The sequence below is a fragment of the Spongiimicrobium salis genome, assembly GCF_043678055.1.
In the GTDB taxonomy this organism is placed as follows: domain Bacteria; phylum Bacteroidota; class Bacteroidia; order Flavobacteriales; family Flavobacteriaceae; genus Spongiimicrobium; species Spongiimicrobium salis.
The window spans coordinates 211,737-227,954 of the sequence record NZ_JBHEQA010000001.1 but is presented as its reverse complement, the minus strand read 5'-3'; the positions used below and the strand labels follow the sequence as shown (position 1 = coordinate 227,954).

The 16,218-nt window shown below is 36.2% G+C and carries 17 protein-coding genes; 15 read left to right on the top strand and 2 right to left on the bottom strand.

Features of this window, described 5'->3' with window-relative positions; genetic code table 11:
* Positions 1–11: 11 nt before the first annotated feature.
* From ACEXOE_RS01050 to ACEXOE_RS01030, 5 genes are all read left to right on the top strand, one after another.
* Positions 12–434, top strand: a complete 423-nt coding sequence (locus ACEXOE_RS01050; RefSeq protein ID WP_394746865.1) for a DUF5367 family protein — start codon at positions 12–14, stop codon at positions 432–434.
* 23 nt (positions 435–457) lie between these two features.
* Positions 458–1,297 carry an NmrA family NAD(P)-binding protein gene (locus ACEXOE_RS01045; RefSeq protein ID WP_394746864.1) on the top strand — a complete coding sequence of 280 codons (840 nt, stop codon included), beginning with the start codon at positions 458–460 and terminating at the stop codon, positions 1,295–1,297.
* Between the two features lie 115 nt (positions 1,298–1,412).
* The gene (locus tag ACEXOE_RS01040; RefSeq protein WP_394746863.1) at positions 1,413–2,219 is read left to right on the top strand and encodes a CPBP family intramembrane glutamic endopeptidase; all 807 of its coding nucleotides are present in this window, start codon (positions 1,413–1,415) and stop codon (positions 2,217–2,219) included.
* Between the two features lie 18 nt (positions 2,220–2,237).
* A complete protein-coding gene (locus tag ACEXOE_RS01035) occupies positions 2,238–3,503 on the top strand; it encodes a serine hydrolase domain-containing protein (protein WP_394746862.1) in 1,266 nt (421 codons plus the stop codon).
* Positions 3,504–3,515: 12 nt separating this feature from the next.
* Positions 3,516–4,268 (top strand): hypothetical protein, encoded by a 753-nt coding sequence (locus tag ACEXOE_RS01030; protein ID WP_394746861.1) that lies wholly within the window; start codon positions 3,516–3,518, stop codon positions 4,266–4,268.
* A gap of 27 nt (positions 4,269–4,295) precedes the next feature.
* Here ACEXOE_RS01030 and ACEXOE_RS01025 read toward each other — a convergent pair whose 3' ends face one another.
* Positions 4,296–5,150, bottom strand: coding sequence for a helix-turn-helix domain-containing protein (locus tag ACEXOE_RS01025; protein WP_394746860.1), 855 nt, complete (start codon positions 5,148–5,150; stop codon positions 4,296–4,298).
* 111 nt (positions 5,151–5,261) lie between these two features.
* Here ACEXOE_RS01025 and ACEXOE_RS01020 point away from each other — a divergent pair, with 111 nt between their 5' ends.
* The 3 genes from ACEXOE_RS01020 to ACEXOE_RS01010 all read left to right on the top strand — a co-directional run bounded on the left by ACEXOE_RS01020 (position 5,262) and on the right by ACEXOE_RS01010 (position 9,037).
* Positions 5,262–6,395 (top strand): helix-turn-helix domain-containing protein, encoded by a 1,134-nt coding sequence (locus ACEXOE_RS01020; protein WP_394746859.1) that lies wholly within the window; start codon positions 5,262–5,264, stop codon positions 6,393–6,395.
* Between the two features lie 82 nt (positions 6,396–6,477).
* Positions 6,478–7,674 carry a leucine-rich repeat domain-containing protein gene (locus ACEXOE_RS01015; RefSeq protein ID WP_394746858.1) on the top strand — a complete coding sequence of 399 codons (1,197 nt, stop codon included), beginning with the start codon at positions 6,478–6,480 and terminating at the stop codon, positions 7,672–7,674.
* 37 nt (positions 7,675–7,711) lie between these two features.
* Positions 7,712–9,037, top strand: coding sequence for a serine hydrolase domain-containing protein (locus ACEXOE_RS01010; protein WP_394746857.1), 1,326 nt, complete (start codon positions 7,712–7,714; stop codon positions 9,035–9,037).
* 114 nt (positions 9,038–9,151) lie between these two features.
* On the opposite strand, the gene ACEXOE_RS01005 is transcribed toward ACEXOE_RS01010, so the two are convergent.
* Positions 9,152–10,018, bottom strand: a complete 867-nt coding sequence (locus ACEXOE_RS01005) for a hypothetical protein (RefSeq protein ID WP_394746856.1) — start codon at positions 10,016–10,018, stop codon at positions 9,152–9,154.
* 534 nt (positions 10,019–10,552) lie between these two features.
* On the opposite strand from ACEXOE_RS01005, the gene ACEXOE_RS01000 reads away from it, so the two are divergent.
* From ACEXOE_RS01000 to ACEXOE_RS00970, 7 genes are all read left to right on the top strand, one after another.
* Entirely contained in the window at positions 10,553–11,050 is a 498-nt protein-coding gene (locus ACEXOE_RS01000) for an RNA polymerase sigma factor (protein WP_394746855.1), read from the top strand.
* A gap of 1 nt (position 11,051) precedes the next feature.
* Positions 11,052–11,684 (top strand): hypothetical protein, encoded by a 633-nt coding sequence (locus ACEXOE_RS00995; protein WP_394746854.1) that lies wholly within the window; start codon positions 11,052–11,054, stop codon positions 11,682–11,684.
* A gap of 305 nt (positions 11,685–11,989) precedes the next feature.
* Complete coding sequence (locus ACEXOE_RS00990; protein WP_394746853.1) at positions 11,990–13,141, top strand: dienelactone hydrolase family protein; 1,152 nt, start codon at positions 11,990–11,992, stop codon at positions 13,139–13,141.
* Positions 13,142–13,144: 3 nt separating this feature from the next.
* The gene (locus ACEXOE_RS00985; RefSeq protein ID WP_394746852.1) at positions 13,145–13,633 is read left to right on the top strand and encodes a DUF4199 domain-containing protein; all 489 of its coding nucleotides are present in this window, start codon (positions 13,145–13,147) and stop codon (positions 13,631–13,633) included.
* 34 nt (positions 13,634–13,667) lie between these two features.
* Positions 13,668–14,069, top strand: coding sequence for an ACT domain-containing protein (locus tag ACEXOE_RS00980; RefSeq protein ID WP_394746851.1), 402 nt, complete (start codon positions 13,668–13,670; stop codon positions 14,067–14,069).
* A gap of 41 nt (positions 14,070–14,110) precedes the next feature.
* Positions 14,111–15,013, top strand: a complete 903-nt coding sequence (locus tag ACEXOE_RS00975) for a TolB-like translocation protein (RefSeq protein ID WP_394746850.1) — start codon at positions 14,111–14,113, stop codon at positions 15,011–15,013.
* Between the two features lie 61 nt (positions 15,014–15,074).
* Positions 15,075–16,148, top strand: a complete 1,074-nt coding sequence (locus ACEXOE_RS00970; protein ID WP_394746849.1) for a cupin domain-containing protein — start codon at positions 15,075–15,077, stop codon at positions 16,146–16,148.
* Positions 16,149–16,218 lie beyond the last annotated feature (70 nt).

Here is a 16,218-nt window from a genome sequence, read left to right as displayed (position 1 = left end):
AACAAACAGTTATGAAATTAGCAAGAACAATTAGTATCGGAGTACTTATTTGGATAATCGGAGTGAGCTTATATGCCTCATCCTATTACATACAACTTTTAGAAGATGCAGAGCAGCAAGCCAATATATGGTTATCCATAGTTATAATTCCTATAGTTTGGTTTGGAGCAAAATTGTACTATAAAAACCATATTGGGGCTCACGGACTTTGGTTAGGAATACTATTTTTTGCCATATCTGGCGTTTTAGATGCGTTCATTACAGTGCCGTTTACCATACTTCCTTATGGAGGAACATATTACGATTTCTTCGTCGATTTTGGCTTTTGGTTCATTGGATTAGAATTTATCGCAACGGCAACTTTGTACTGGTACATCAAGGTGTATAGCAAAAGAAAAACACAAAATTTCCGTCTTCACGGAAATGAATATTAATGTCAATTTAAAAACAACTAAAAATGAAAACAGAAAACATCGTAGTCATCGGAGGGACCGGAAAAACGGGGAGCCGAGTGGCAAAAAATTTAAAAGAAGAAGGATACAATGTTCGCGTTGTTGGGCAAAAAACGAATCCCGCTCTGGATTGGGAAAATCCAGAAACCTATGAGGCCGTTTTAGAAGGTATGGATAGGGCTTATATCGTGTATTATCCCGATTTGGCAGTACCAGGTTCTAGAGATGCTATCACAGCATTAACGGAAAAAGCCAAAGCAGCTGGTCTCAAAAAAGTGGTTTTACTTTCTGGTAAAGGTGAAACTGAAGCGGAAGCTTGTGAAGAGATTGTGGCTAATTCTGGCTTGGACTACACTTTAGTAAGAGCATCTTGGTTTAACCAAAATTTTAGCGAAGGTGCATTTGTAGATTTTGTGTTGGATGGCGTTGTCGCACTACCTATGCCAGAAGCGAGAATTCCTTTTGTAGATGCCAATGACATTGCAGACGTTGTTTCTAAAGTTTTAGTAGATGATTCGTACAACGGACAAACCATTACCGTAACGGGTCCAGAAATGAGAACTTTTGAAGAAGTTGTAGGCATTATGGCAGAAGCTATAGATCGACCACTACAATTTGTACCTATTTCTATTGAAGAATTTAAAGATGGAATGCGAAAAGCGGGATTGCCTGATTCTTATGTTTGGCTCTTTGGTTACTTGTTTAAGGAGGTGTTGGGAAATCCAGATAACCAAGAGGTGTCACATGATGTGGAGAAGGTTTTAGGTAGAAAACCTATCGATTTTACGGAGTATGCTGCAAAAGTAGCAGCGGCAGGTAACTGGAGTCCTGTCAAAATAGAATAATCATTGGTTCATAGTAAGTATAGCTCGTTGCGAAAAATTACAATCGCTTTTCGCAATGGGCAATACACCACGACAGCATACGAATACTAATCATCATTCCTAATACCTAAACAGTATGAAAAATTCTAAACCAAATACATATCCAAGTATAGCACAGAGCTTTGGGATTACTGGAATCATTATTCTTGTAATGATACTTTTGAGCCTCCTAACTCCCACACTCAAAAAAGGGGTTGGTAGCGAGGGTGCTGCACTTCTTTTCCAAATTTTAGCGATGGGAATTCCATTTTTAATAGTACGTGGCATCCAAAAACGAAAAGTGGGTAAAAAACCATTTAGCCTAACTTTAAAAAATAAAAGAATAATACCTTTTTTAATCCTTGCAGGGGTTACCCTTTTATTAGGTATTGTAGGGCCAATTACCGACTTCATACCAATGCCTGAAAGCATGAAGTTAGCCTATGTTAAGGCTGCAAGTCAAACAGGTGTTTTGACCTTTGTTTTAATGGTAGTTGCTGCACCCATCTTAGAAGAATTCATTTTTAGGGGAATTATCTTAGATGGCCTGCTAAAAAGATATTCTGCAATAACAGCCATACTGCTGTCTAGTGTGCTATTTGCGATCGTTCACTTAAATCCTTGGCAATTTGTTACAGGACTAATTATGGGTGTTTTCATAGGGTGGGTTTATTATAAAAGTAAAAGTGTATTCGCCGCTATAATAGTCCACGCTTCGGCGAATCTTAGCGCATACTTCTTAAGATTTTTTGTTGATTCATCAACGATAGATACGTCTTATGTTGAATCTGTAGGCGGCACAACAAACTTCATTTTAGTAATTGCGAGTGCCATTCTCATGATTTCCATTTGCGTTTATTTCCTGAAAAGAGAATTCCAGAAGGGCCTTTACCACGAGAAATAATCTTCTAAAACCAAACCTATGAAACGATTCTTAAAATATCTAACACTTACCGTCGTACTGATGGGCATTTATGTTATAACGGTATTCTTTGGAACGGATAAAGGCTGGTGGTATACACCATTTACTCAGGAAACAGCAGCCGATACATTTATGGCTTCAGTGCAAGAAGAACTTCAAAAGGAGTTTGTTGGTAATATGGCAATTGCAGTATTTGAGGATGGGAAACTGGCATTGGAATCCTTTTACTCAAAAGGTAAAACGGTGGATAGAAATACGGTCTTTCAGCTTGCATCACTATCAAAGTTTGTTTCGGCTATAGGGGTATTGAAGCTTGTACAAGAGGGGAATTTAGATTTGGACGCACCCGCAAGTCAATATCTAAGCAGATGGCAATTACCTAAAGGCGATTTTGATAGGAATGAAGTAACTATTAGAAGACTATTAAGTCACACAGCGGGTTTAACAGATCAACTAGGTTATGCCGGTTTTGAAAATCCTGATAAGATACAGTCTTTAGAAGCGTCACTAACCAAAGCTATAGATGCAGACCCTGGTAGTAATGGCGTATTAAAAGTAGGGATAGCCCCCGGAAGCGAGTGGCGCTATTCTGGTGGTGGTTTTACTTTACTTCAACTTATTGTTGAAGAGGTAAGCGGTCAAACTTTCGATGCATATATGAAAGCTGAAGTTTTTGGACCCCTACAAATGACATCTTCATTTTATCAATGGGATGAGAGCTTTCGCGAAAGCCTAAGTGGGTTTTATGAAAGTGATGGTTCTAAAGCAATACATCGTTACTACACTGCACAAGCTGCCAGCGCCCTGTATTCTACCTTGGCAGACTTAGAAAAACTCTTTTTTTTCTTGGATGAAGACAATGCTGATCGTGGGCCTTTAAATTCAAAATTTAAGCGAATGATGAGGAAGGCTGAAGCGAAAACCCTTGGCACACCCATTTATGGATTGGGAACTTTTCTATTTACAGAAGTAGAGGAAGGCGAATTTATGATTGGTCACGACGGGAAGAACAATCCACCGATTAACACTGCTTTTCGATATAACCCTGTGGCAAATAGTGGAATTATTATCCTAACAACAGGGAGCACGGATTTTGCTACAAGAATAGCCAGTGACTGGGTATTTCTTCAAACAGGAAAGATAGATGTGCTCTTATTTGTGATGCAACAAGAAAAAATGATTCAAATAATGCTTATGGGTTTAGGTATCATTTTGATTCTCTTAATGGCGATTGGTTTGATGAGAAGTGTGAAAAATAACCGTTAAAGTCTTCAAGTAATGCTACCATCCTATCCGTTGATCAAACCAAAATACTACGCATCTCTTACAAGGGATTTGGTGAATTTCATGAAATCTCCAAGGGGTGGAATCGCTGAAAACAAAAGCCTAAGAGGCAAAATCTATGACACCATAGGTCTGTTTGTGATGAAAGTGGTATTCTCCATAGTAGTGGCGTCGCTATTGCAATTTATTTATGAGCCCGAAAATCTGACTTCGAAAAGTATGGCAGCACGATTTTCTCCGTTGGCCTTACTAATGGTTGGTGGAATCGTATTGCCGCTCTTTGAAGAAATCACCTTTAGAGTATCGTTAAAATTTAAACCCATTTACCTTTCTTTAACCACAGGTGGATTTACCTACTATATACTCACTAAAGCCATTTTTAAAAGCAGATTATCTTTAGTGGATGAAACATTTTGGTACAGAATAATTAGCGCCATCATTATTATTTTGATTACGTATACATTTTACAGCAGAAAAAGGGTCAATGCAAAAGCCCAGCGATTTTACAGGAAGCATTTCAGAATGATATACTACTTGTCTTGTATGAGTTTCGCTTGGCTACACATTTTTAATTTTGAGTTAAGCTTAATTAACCTTCTATGGATGCCCATATTAACCTTACCACAATTGTTTAGTGCAACTATTGCAGGATATACGCGAGTAGCTTTTGGGTTTCCATACCCACTTTTAGTACATATGATTACGAATATGTGCTTTCTTAGTCTGACGTTTTTGCCAATTGATTAAATAAAAGGACAGGGAAATACATTTCGATTATTTTATTTGACTAGGGCGATAACCAAATTTTTTTGCAAAAGCGTTGGAGAAGGAACTTAGGCTGTCGTAACCCACTTGCCATGCTGCTTCTTGCACCGTAGCTTCCTTTTCACTAATGAGTTTGTGGGCCGAAGCAAGCCTTTCGTTTTGAAGGTATTTAAAAACCGGCACCCCAAAAATAGCCTTGAATTCCTTTTTGAGTCGAGTGGTGTTGAATCCGATGGCTCTGGAGAGTTCTAAAAGTGACGGTGGGTCCTCCAAATTTTCCAATAAAATATCTCTTGCTTTGTTCAGTTGCGCGCTGTGATTTGGTTTTGAAGTTGCTTCTTGTTTTAAAGCAAGTTGACCGAAAAAGTGAGACAATAAAGCCGTAATCTGACTTCTGAAAAACATCATTTTTGTCTTCCCGGTATAGCTGTTGGTGAAAAAGGCATCCACAATGTTTTCCATTTCCGGGGTCATGAAAAAGCTAGGGCCTTCCACATAATGATCTTTAGGGTGTACCAATTCCTCCAATAGATCGGAAAACAATTCCCCTTCCTGATTCGGTAGCTGTTCTAGATTACTCAGCTTAGTAGCCACCACAATACACTTTAAGCTCTTGTTTGGGCTTACCCTATGTTCAAATTGTACCTGTTCATCGGCATAAAAGGAGAGGGATAGGCCTTTGGTATATTGAAAATCCTTTTGGTTTTTACCGTATTTTACGGCTAAGTCTACATTGCCAGAGCCATAAAATGCAACTGCTATCAAGGGTTCTTCAAAACAACACGCATCAACTTCTGTTTTAGTGGAATCCGCTTCTTCCACCAAAATGACAAAATCGTTGATATGAATAAAATCCCGGGTCATTTTTCCTCCTTAAAATTAAGAAAAAAGAACAAGGCAATATATAAGGCAATTCAAGAAAAGAAGACACTTCAGTCAGTATTGTTGAAATAATTAAATTTACATGCCGTGAACATGGAAACAATGAACCTAAACTTTAGCGCTACTTTAATCCTATTTGGTCTCCTTCAAAGTGGAATCATGATATTTCTAATCGTTAAGAATAGAAAATGGACCCTTATCCAAAACAAATTACTGCTTGCGCTTCTGCTTGTCATGGGCTCGTCATTAGTGCCTACTTTTTTAGGACATTCAGGCTTTATTGAACGCTATGATTCCCTTAGATTTATTCCACTTCATCTGGTTATTTTTATTTTTCCCATACTGTACCTTTATTTTAAATCATTATTTGACACGACATTTCGGCTCAACCGTCAAAATCGTTTTCATTTGTTAGTGCCGGTACTCTTTTGGGGGTATTCCCTCTTTATTTGGCTGGGGAGTCTATGGGGTGTTCCGGAAAGAAAGGGAGATTGGATTTTAAAAATGGGATATTTTGAAGTGCAGTTGGCGCAGCATATTGCATTATTGCTTTTGGCATGTATTTATTCGCTAATCTCTTTTGTACAATTACGAAAAAAGAAAGTTCTGAATAAGCAACATCAATATGTACAATGGATCACATATTTATTGGTTTTCTTTTTTATGGGGGCGGCCTTTGAGTTGGTCTCGGCACTCTTAGGCAAAATCTATGGATATTGGAAAAGCTCTCCTTTAGATCTATGGCTTGGTTTTTCACTTACCATGATTGTGAAGGTCTATAATGCCGTGATACTTTATATAATATCTTTAATGGGGTATTTAGCATACTCTACTTTTAAAAAAGAGAGCGGAATTGTTGATGAAAATGTGCTACATGAAAAACTGCAAGAGATCTTAGGAAAAATGGAAGCGGAAAAACCTTTTTTGAACTTCGATTTTTCCCTGGCAACTTTTTCAAAGCAATTACAAACTAATCCTAGTGCCTTATCAAATTTACTCAATCATCATCTGAATACATCATTTAACGACTTCGCTAATAAATATAGGGTACAAGAGGTGAAAGATAAACTTAAAGAGGGGGCACACCATACCCTTACCTTGGAATCTATTGCCAGGGAATCCGGGTTTAAATCTAAAACTACTTTTTATAGGGCTTTTCATAAACATACCTCCCAAACCCCCAAAGCGTACCTGGATCAACTTAAGAAGAACAAAAAAGTTTCATAACATAATTTGAACCTTTTTCATCTGGTTTTATTTTTTTCTATTCCATGGAATCATTCAATTTTGAAAGAAATTTATTTTTCCTATGATACATCATTTAAAAAAAATAGTAGTAATTCTTATTCTTGGTCTAGGGATACAAGCCAGTGGTCAGTATAAAGAAGATGCCCTTACCATTGAAGATTTTTACCTGGACCTGGCCATAAGAAAATATATAGACAAGCCTACGGGGGAATTGACCAAAACGGATTTGGAATCTTTGACGCGATTTATCGCTATAGGAAAAGGAATCACTTCCCTAAAAGGATTGGAATATGCCAAAAATTTAACCACCCTACGCTTGGATAATAACCATATAAATGATTTAAGCCCCTTGTCGGGATTAGTATCACTCAAGGTCCTAGGGGTCAATGGTAATGCACTAGAAACTTTACAGCCACTTGAAAATCTCATTAACCTGGAGCACCTTTTTTTTGACAACAACGAGGTCTCAAGTATATGTTCGTTATGGAGGTTACAGAAACTCAGGGGTATCTCAGGAAACTTTAATAAAATTAGAAGTATAGAAGTTGCACAACATTGGAAGCAGTTGACACATTTTAATCTGGCATTTAATCAATTGGACGATATTACAGCTTTAAGAGGTTTAACAACACTCAAGGGAATTTGGATTCCACATAATAGCGTAGCATCGATTGCGGCCGTATCTTCACTCAAAGAACTGGAAATACTAATACTCGAAAAGAACCCTGTTTCAGATATTTCCCCTATGAAAAGCCTCACTAAGTTGGTCCAGGTGAATCTTATGAATACCAAGGTGAAAGATTTTGGGCCCTTATCAAATCTCAAAAATATAGGCGTATTGGTACTGCGGCAAAATCAAATAAAAGAATTGAAATTCCTTGAAGGGCTAACGAATATTGAATGGCTAGACCTAAGGGAAAACCAAATCAGCACTATTGACGCCTTGAAAAACCTGGGCAGGTTAAAGAAATTGTTCTTATCAGGGAATCACATAAAGTCAATTCTTCCCATGGCGTCCTTGAAAAATATGGATTGGGTATTGTTGGATCATAATAAAATAGATAACCTCTGGCCATTATACCATTTGGATGGCCTTACGGATGTTTCCGTTCATGGAAATCCATTGGATACTACTAGGGAATTGACTCATATGAATAAGAAAGTAATCCAAAATATGAAATCAAAACACAAGAATATCCTAAGCAAGGGAATAGAAGTAAATTCCATCTATCAATTGGCACCAAGTAAAAAACTTTGATTCAGAGGTTGGTCAAATCCTAAAATTAACATATTTCATGAAAAATCTGAAGTTCGTCCTATTGTTTCTTACCCTATATGCCCAGGGTCAAAAGAATACCATTTCAAATTTGGAGAAGTCAATCCCTAAATGGCAAGTAGAGCACAACGTACCTGCCGTTGCTGTAGGGATCATTGAAGACGGACAAGTCTCCTATACTAAAGTTTTTGGGGAGCAAAGAAAGGGTAGGGGGGCGAGCGATGCAACCATTTTTACCGTTGCATCCCTGACCAAACCAATCTTTTCGATAGTGGCACTCAACCTCATCGAGAAAGGTAAATTGCAATTGGATGAGCCCCTTTATAAATATCATATTGATCCAGATTTAACCGTAAATGAAAACCTCAAAAAGTTAAATGCCAGGTACGTACTAAGCCACCAATCAGGTTTTGTGAACTGGAGAAATATGAGTCCAACCAAAAAACTTGAATTTAATTTTGAACCCGGGAGTCAGTATCTGTATTCTGGGGAAGGTTTTGAATTTTTACGAAAAGCCCTTACCAATAAAACGGCCAAGACCTTACCAGAATGGGCGGAAGAGGTTCTTTTTAACCCCCTTGGTCTCAAGGATATTGCTTTCACTTGGAACCCCAAATGGGATATAGAAAAAGTAGCCTATCCGTATAACATCAATTTGGAAGAATATGCATATGCACCCAGAACCGAATTAAATGCGGCGGCAGGATTGCAAACAACGATAAAGGATTATACAGAAGTTTGTGCGTATGTATTGAGAGGAGGCGGCCTTTCCAAGTCCTTATTTGATGAAATGACAAGGCCTCAAGTAAGGGTAAAGGAGAATCTCTATTACGGATTAGGCTGGGAAGTTATTCCTTCGCTCACAAATAAGGAGACCGTCCTAATGCATCCGGGAAATGAAAATGGCATCTCAACCATGGTCATTCTCTTACCTGAATCCAAGAGAGGAATAGTGGTCTTTACCAATGGGGATGGCGGATTTGAAATCTATCAAAAGGTGGTGGAATCCTACCTTCCAGAAGGAAAGGAAATTTTTGAAATAAAGAATAAAAAATTGATTCCTACACCAAAATATACCATTTCTCCACAGCAATTAGCAAACTACCTTGGCCGTTTTCAGATAAAGGAAAATGTCAGCTTTGATATTGTGGAAAAAGTGGGTGAATTGTATTTAGCGATTCCGGGACAACCACTTTTTAGGCTAGTGCCACAGTCCAATACGATCTTCCAGATTGATGAAGAGTTAAAGGTTGAATTTTCTTCCTCAGGGAAAGAAAGGTATACTTCCGTTTATATTTACCAATTTGGAGTGAGGATTTATAAAGGGGAAAGAGTTAAAAACTAATTCCTGAATTAGGAACAAAACAAACCATAGAGCGAAGATCCTTTTATTTAAAATACAAAGTCTTCTACAGACAAAACGGTAGTGAATTTAAGGGGGCTTACAAGACGTTCTGCTTTATTTGGGTCTGAGTGCCTCAATAAACCCAGTATCTACCCACATTAGGTTTTTCTCACCGTCGCCAAGAAAGCGGGTAAAGAAAAAGTATTTCCCATCGGATGTTACACTGCCAGAGGCATCTGGAAGTTCTGTATTTATTGGAACTCCCAAATTCATGGCATCGCCCCATGAACCATCTTGCTGACGAAAACTAATATACATATCAAGATTACCGTTTTCTCTTTGACTATCAAAAATAAGGTAGGACTCATCCGGAGCAATGAATGGGTGGAATTTCCTCATTCCCATATCCATGTCCACTGTTCTGGGTTTTTCACGTATGCCGTCTATTAGTCGGGAATAACTAATGGTTCCTACTCTAGATGATTTATCATAAAAGGGAGACGTATCAAAATAGTAAGTTCCATTGGATGAAGCCGTAAGGCGCATAATGGGAATAGAATCAAAGGGTGCTCCCAGGCTTTTCACCTCCGACCAGCCCGAAGGGGTTCGCTCCCTATATTCGTTTCCTATGTGCATAATCTTACCGTCGGGAGAAACCCCTTGGGGTACCATAAAAGATTCCGTCCATACATTATCTTGGTATTGAATGGCAACCAAGGCATGATTTTCCAATTCCTCATCGGTTCTGCGAAAATAAATCTCTTCTATATTGGGTGAAAAAGCAGCTTCCTGTTCACTTTGTGCTGTAGAAACAACATGGGGAGCAAAAATTTCTGGGATGGAACCTGGGGGTTTTTGCGCGAAAAAAGGATCTTCTAAGGGTGGGAAATCAGCATCGGGTACTTTGTTTTTTTTAGAATTACAAGCATTTAAAATCAGTGTCGATATAAGTATTAAACCAAATCTGTTGTAATTTCTCATGGATCGTATTTTTAAGGATTTCTCTAAATAAGCTTGCAAGATTCATGATCGAAGTATTGCAGGCAGAGGACTTATTTTGTTTTTCGTGATTTTTAGTATTGATGCCGCAAACGCCTAACAAATGTATCCTATATTCAGGGTATAGAGCCATGAACAGGATAAACACCTCAATTAAATGATAAAATCATTTTGTCATTGATAAAAGGCTTTTGTACAGAAATTAAGGTATTTATATGTAAAAGGAAGTTTCTAAACATAGAGTAGATATCTTCTTTAGATTAAAGCAAGGAGAATTTATAACATTTGCTGATAGTAAGGACAAAAAAGTGCGATTTAAGCTAGCTAAGATTGAGAAGCGATTACCAAAGCGAAAAAGGAAGTATTTTGATGCAGATTTAAAAGATAACTTTGAAAAGATTTATTACCATGTGAAGTCTATTTTCAAGCATTAATAGGTGCTTTTAAAAAATTAATAATTCTTGTCATATTTCTTCAACTTATGTCACTAAATATAAAAAGAGACTACCAAATTACGTGCAGGATTTAAATTTCGAACAGGTTCTTGAAATCAATAAAGAAAAAATATACAGAATCTGTAGAGTGTACGCCGTATCCCCTATTGAACCTCAAGATTTATTTCAAGAGGTAACTTATCAAATTTGGAAATCGTTACCATCCTTCAAAAGCATGTCCAATATAGATACTTGGGTATACCGTATTGCGTTGAATGTATGCATGCGCTCTAAACTAAAATTAGAAAGGAATAATACTAAAACAGACCGTTTTGACTCCATTGAATTTAGAGTAAGTGAACACCTCTCAAATGATGTGGATGATGAAAAATATCGTTTTCTAAAGGAGTGTATAGCAACCTTAAATGAAAGTGATACATCAATATTAGTATTGTTTCTTGAAGAGTTTTCATATAAACAAATTTCAGAAGTAACAGGTTTAACAGAAAATCATATTGCTGTTAAAATGAAACGCATTCGCAAGAAATTATTTGAATGTATTAAGCCTAAACTAAACTAAAATGGAAGAACAAGAACTTAAAAACATCTGGAAGCATTCTTCTAAAACAGAAGAGATACATATAAACACATCCCAATTACTGAAAGATTTTAAAGTTGGGATGGAAGATAGAGAGCGTATTGTGCTCAAGAGAGACCGAAGAGAAATTATAGGGGCTACAATAGGTTTTATCGGTTTTGGATATTCCTTTTATGCATACCCTTACGTGATTTCTCGTATTGGTGCTATAACTGGACTGGTAGCTTTAGTTTATATCGTTATTAAATTAAGAAACAACCGAAAGAGTAAGTTGGTTCAGAAATTATTTTTATCCATTCAAGAACAATTGAATAGTCAAAAACAATTTATGCTCAGTCAACATAAATTATTAGATACTGTAATATATTGGATTTCAATACCAATTTTTATAGCCAATGCTTTGCTAATTTGGGGTATTTCAAAATCTGAACAACCACTAACTATATTAGAACAACTTACTATCAAATGGGAGTTTAAACTAATTGCAACTCTAATTTTCGCATTGATATTTGGATATGTAGGATTGATAAATAAAAAAGCAGCAAAAGCAAACTGGAAACCACTTATAAACCAGGTAGATAGCATCATCAAAGACTTAAAAGAAAAAGAAAAGTAATTGTTGCTGTCATATTTTTAAAACTCTTGTCACTAAATAATTAGAAACCTAATACAAGAGTTAATATGTCGAAGAAAAATATACACATCATTTTTAAAATAATAGGCATAGTTGTTATGACTATTACATTTTTGGTGGTACCGGATACTAAACCTTGGTACTACAAATTACTATTCTTTGATGTTGGATTAGCAATCTTTATGATTCCGAAATTTTCAAAACTGAAGAGAAAATTTATAAAAATTAAAGAATCCCTGTAGTTCCACATAACACTATTTAAACACACAATATAAAGACAAAACAAAATGAAGAATGCAATTTATCGTAAAAATACCAACATTAACCAGAAAATGGGAATAGTGTTAATCATTTTCTCCCTCTTTTCATCAACAACCATTTTTGCTCAAGATTATTCTAAACCTATCGAAGCTTTTAGTAAAAGCTTTGCAGATAAAAACACCGAAGCCTTATTACCCTACATAAGCATGGATTTACAGTTTGGTGAAATTCCAAAAAAAAATAGCCCTGCTATTATGAAAAATATAGTGACTAATCTTCCAAAACTAAATAGTATGAATATTATTGATAGTGAAGATGGTAAAGCAAAAGTAGTCTATGATTTTGAGGGTTTAGGAAAAAGCGAATCTTACATTTATTTTGATAAAAAAGGTAAAATCACAAAGATTCAATTCGTTGAAGATTTGATCCAACAAGAGGCAGAAGCAAGGCGGCAGCAACAAGGAGTCCAATTGCCAAATCCAGGAGCCTTGGGAGATAAATATATTCCTACGAAAGTTGAGTTTGCCGCGCAGGATGGTTTGTTTATTAATGCAAACCTTTACGAAATAGACAAGAAAAAGCCTATTGTTTTGTTAATGCATCAAGCAAATTCCAACAGAATTGAGTATGCGGATATTGCTCCTAAACTTAATGAAATGGGCTACAATTGTTTGGTTGTAGATTTACGTGCAGGTGGCCCATTAGCAGGTAAACCGAATAAAACAAGAGTGAGAGCCGTTGAAAAAAAATTATCAAATGAAATGATAGATGCACAAAAAGATATAATAGCAGCTATTAATTATCTGAATGAAAAATACAGCAAAAAAGTAATTGTTTGGGGAAGTTCATTTTCATCGAGTTTAGCTCTTTTGGAAGGCTATAATAACGATAAAGTAAAAGCGATTATTGGGTTTAGCCCTGGTGATTATTTTGGTGATGCTGCACCATCACTAAGTAACGTATTTTCAGAAATAGATAAGCCTTACTTCGTAACCTCCTCAAAAGATGAAGCAAAAACTTTGAAGGCACTAATTGGTAATTTAAAATTGAAAAAGAACCAATTTCAATTTATACCAGAATCCAATGGGTTTCACGGTTCACGTGCTCTTTGGGAAGGGCAAGAAGGCAGCGGTGAATATTGGAACGCTGTCAAATCATTTCTAAAACAAGTCAATTAACCAATGAAAAATACAATCTTAAAATTTGGAGTATTACTCACTATAACACTGCTCCTGATATTTGGTATTTGCTATGCCATGAATACGTATGTAGACCCTCCATGGTGGTATAGTCCACTTGGTTTTTTAGCCAATGTTTTAATTTTTGTTTATGCTTTTAAGGCATTTAAAAACTTGAATGATAACCTAATGACTTATGGAGATGCAATAAAAATTGGACTTGGAGTAGCTTTAATTGCAGGTACTCTTATGGGCATATTTCGATACTTATTAATAACGTCTATAGATCCCAATTTTATTAAAGAAAGTGTGCGGTTATTTAAAATACACCATTCAGATGTACCAATAGAAGTTGAGGAAGGAAAGGGCTTTATGCAAGTAAGCATTATGACGGTTATTGAGTTCATAACGACTTTCTTTTCAGGACTGTTCGTTGCCTCAATTATTGGACTTTTCTTGAAGACTAAAAGGCAAGTAACAAGTGATGCTTAGGAAAACAATATATAATCGATTTACTTGAATAGACATGTCTGGAAAAATAAATCTATCTGAATTGGTAAAAGAAATAAACCCAGTACTAAATGAAGGAGAGTATGTGTTTTCAACAGTGAAGAAAATAGATGAAATTCCTAGAAAAGATACGGTTTGTGAATTCAAAGAAAAAGCAGGATTTACTATTATAATTGAGCGTAAAAAAGCAGATAAATTGAATCTAAAGTATAATTATATAGCATCTTGGATAACACTAGAGATTCACTCCTCATTAGAAGCGGTAGGATTCACTGCTTTGTTTTCTGGTGAATTAGCTAAAAATAATATAAGCTGCAATGTTATTGCGGCATATTACCATGACCACATTTTTGTGGATAAAAAAAATGCTAAAAAAGCCATTCTAGTACTGACAGGTTTGTCAAAAAGATATAAATGAATATTTAAAAGAGGGTTAATAATAGCATAAATTATCTCACAGTGAAATCAATTAAAGAACACATGATTAAAATTTCAGTATTAGCATTTATTCTACTTTTAAGCGCTTGTAAAACAGATAAATCAAACAAAAAAGATGATGATTCTTCAGCCAAAGTAAATTTTTACCTCGGTCAAGAACCTCCAGGATTAATTCCTGTAGCCTTCGCTCCCAATATGGTTACAACGGCAGGCTGGGAAAATTGCGGAGCCTTTAGCCCAGATATGAAAGAATTTTATTTTCTTAGACAAGTTGGAGAAACTAATAAGAAGCAGGAATTTGTGGTTTATAAAAATGAGGGGGATTCTTGGACCGAGACCGTGATTTCTCCACGCAAAGGACAGCCTTTTGTATCCCCGGATGGTAAGACATTGCACTTGGGTCGCCGCTATATGGAACGGATGGATAACGGCGAATGGTCTGAAATAAAAAAACTCGAACATCCTTTTGACAGTTTACCCATTATGCGCCTTACTGCTTCTTCTAAAGGCACTTATTTTTTTGATGAGTTCAAACGCGACTTCACAGGAGATATTCGTTATTCACGACTCATAAATGGAAAGTATGAAGAGCCAAAACTACTCAATGAAAAAATCAATACTGGCGGAAGCTTTCACCCTTATATAGCTCCGGATGAATCTTATATACTATTTGATAGTAAAAAAGAAGGTGGATATGGGGATTCTGATATTTATATCAGCTATCGTCAACAAGATGGAGAATGGGGTGACCCCATTAATCTAGGAGCTGATATAAATACAGAGGCGTGGGAAGCTTCCGCTAGTGTAACCCCTGATGGAAAGTATCTTTTCTTCAATAGAAATATGGGGTCAAAAAAATACGAAAATGTAGACATTTTTTGGGTAAGTGCAGAGGTGATAGAAAAACTTAGAACTCAACAATAAATCGTATCTGCCGCCAACACGCTTTTAGATGTAATTAGAGAATTTTTGAATATGGGAAAGTATGAATGATTTCAAACGGAGAGAATTTATAAAACTAAGCGCTTTAGGGTTTGCAAACATTGCTTTACAGCTTAATTCCATTTCCTTATATGCACAATCGGCAAACGCTCATCTAGGAAAATGGAATAAAGATACTCTACTCAATTGGGATGCCTTTTTAGAACGTATTACCCAATTGGCCAAAACACAACATCAATCACATTGGAACCAAAAACTGTATGCTGAACAGGTAAAACAATTACTTCTTCAGTGCAATTTTCCAGAATTTGAAAATGTCAAAAAAGGATTGAACGACTTTACAAATAATACCAAAAACTGGATTGAAGCCTCAGGTTTACATAAGGAAGTAGATTTTCAAGTATCGCTATTTCAATTTGACAAAGGTGAATATATTCCTCACCATGACCATCCAGATATGACTGGAGTAATAAATGTTGTTTCTGGAAGCTTATTGACCAAAAATTATTCAATAGAAGAACAACTCCCAACAACAAGAGAAGTTATAAAAAAGGGTCGAAAAGAAGTATTGCAAAAGTGCGTCATCAGGGAAGTAGAGAATGAAATTATTAAGGGAGGAGATGTTAGCATTCTTACTGCACATGAAGGAAATATCCATTCAATAATGCCAAATGAATTAACTCAATTGGTTGATGTGTTTACACCAGCCTACAGTCCTGATACGAATGCCAATTGGTATGAGGTAAACGAAGATGGGTTTTATAAGGGACGTAAAAATGTATTTGAAGCAGAATATATAACCAAAGGGCTATCAGAAGTACATACGATAAAACTAAGCAGCGAGGTATTAAATCGATATGTTGGTTCATATAGAATTAATGATAAAAACTTTCTTAAGATTTTCAGGAGAGATAAAGAAGTTATTTTGGAGCCAACGCGCAGCTTAGATGCCCCTGGAAGGAAAATGAGGTTATTACCTTATGAACAAAACAAGTTTTGGGTAGAAGGCGAGAATACTCGTTGTGTTTTTAATATAGACAATGAAAAAGCCCCTCAAAACCTTACTTTATATACTATCCCTGGACCAGGAGTTACTGCCAAAAAGATTGAGTACTAAAACAGTAAAAGAAAGTGAAATTATGATAGACTACTATCATTACTTACCATGCAAACAAACCAATACGAAA

Coding starts and splice junctions, on each gene's coding strand:
- ACEXOE_RS00990 (WP_394746853.1), top strand. CDS start 11,990: ATGAAGAATGCAATTTATCGTAAAAATACCAACATTAACCAGAAAATG.
- ACEXOE_RS01015 (WP_394746858.1), top strand. CDS start 6,478: ATGATACATCATTTAAAAAAAATAGTAGTAATTCTTATTCTTGGTCTA.
- ACEXOE_RS00995 (WP_394746854.1), top strand. CDS start 11,052: ATGGAAGAACAAGAACTTAAAAACATCTGGAAGCATTCTTCTAAAACA.
- ACEXOE_RS01035 (WP_394746862.1), top strand. CDS start 2,238: ATGAAACGATTCTTAAAATATCTAACACTTACCGTCGTACTGATGGGC.
- ACEXOE_RS01020 (WP_394746859.1), top strand. CDS start 5,262: ATGGAAACAATGAACCTAAACTTTAGCGCTACTTTAATCCTATTTGGT.
- ACEXOE_RS00980 (WP_394746851.1), top strand. CDS start 13,668: ATGTCTGGAAAAATAAATCTATCTGAATTGGTAAAAGAAATAAACCCA.
- ACEXOE_RS00970 (WP_394746849.1), top strand. CDS start 15,075: ATGAATGATTTCAAACGGAGAGAATTTATAAAACTAAGCGCTTTAGGG.
- ACEXOE_RS01010 (WP_394746857.1), top strand. CDS start 7,712: ATGAAAAATCTGAAGTTCGTCCTATTGTTTCTTACCCTATATGCCCAG.
- ACEXOE_RS01025 (WP_394746860.1), bottom strand. CDS start 5,150: ATGACCCGGGATTTTATTCATATCAACGATTTTGTCATTTTGGTGGAA.
- ACEXOE_RS00985 (WP_394746852.1), top strand. CDS start 13,145: ATGAAAAATACAATCTTAAAATTTGGAGTATTACTCACTATAACACTG.
- ACEXOE_RS01050 (WP_394746865.1), top strand. CDS start 12: ATGAAATTAGCAAGAACAATTAGTATCGGAGTACTTATTTGGATAATC.
- ACEXOE_RS01045 (WP_394746864.1), top strand. CDS start 458: ATGAAAACAGAAAACATCGTAGTCATCGGAGGGACCGGAAAAACGGGG.
- ACEXOE_RS01040 (WP_394746863.1), top strand. CDS start 1,413: ATGAAAAATTCTAAACCAAATACATATCCAAGTATAGCACAGAGCTTT.
- ACEXOE_RS01030 (WP_394746861.1), top strand. CDS start 3,516: ATGCTACCATCCTATCCGTTGATCAAACCAAAATACTACGCATCTCTT.
- ACEXOE_RS01005 (WP_394746856.1), bottom strand. CDS start 10,018: ATGAGAAATTACAACAGATTTGGTTTAATACTTATATCGACACTGATT.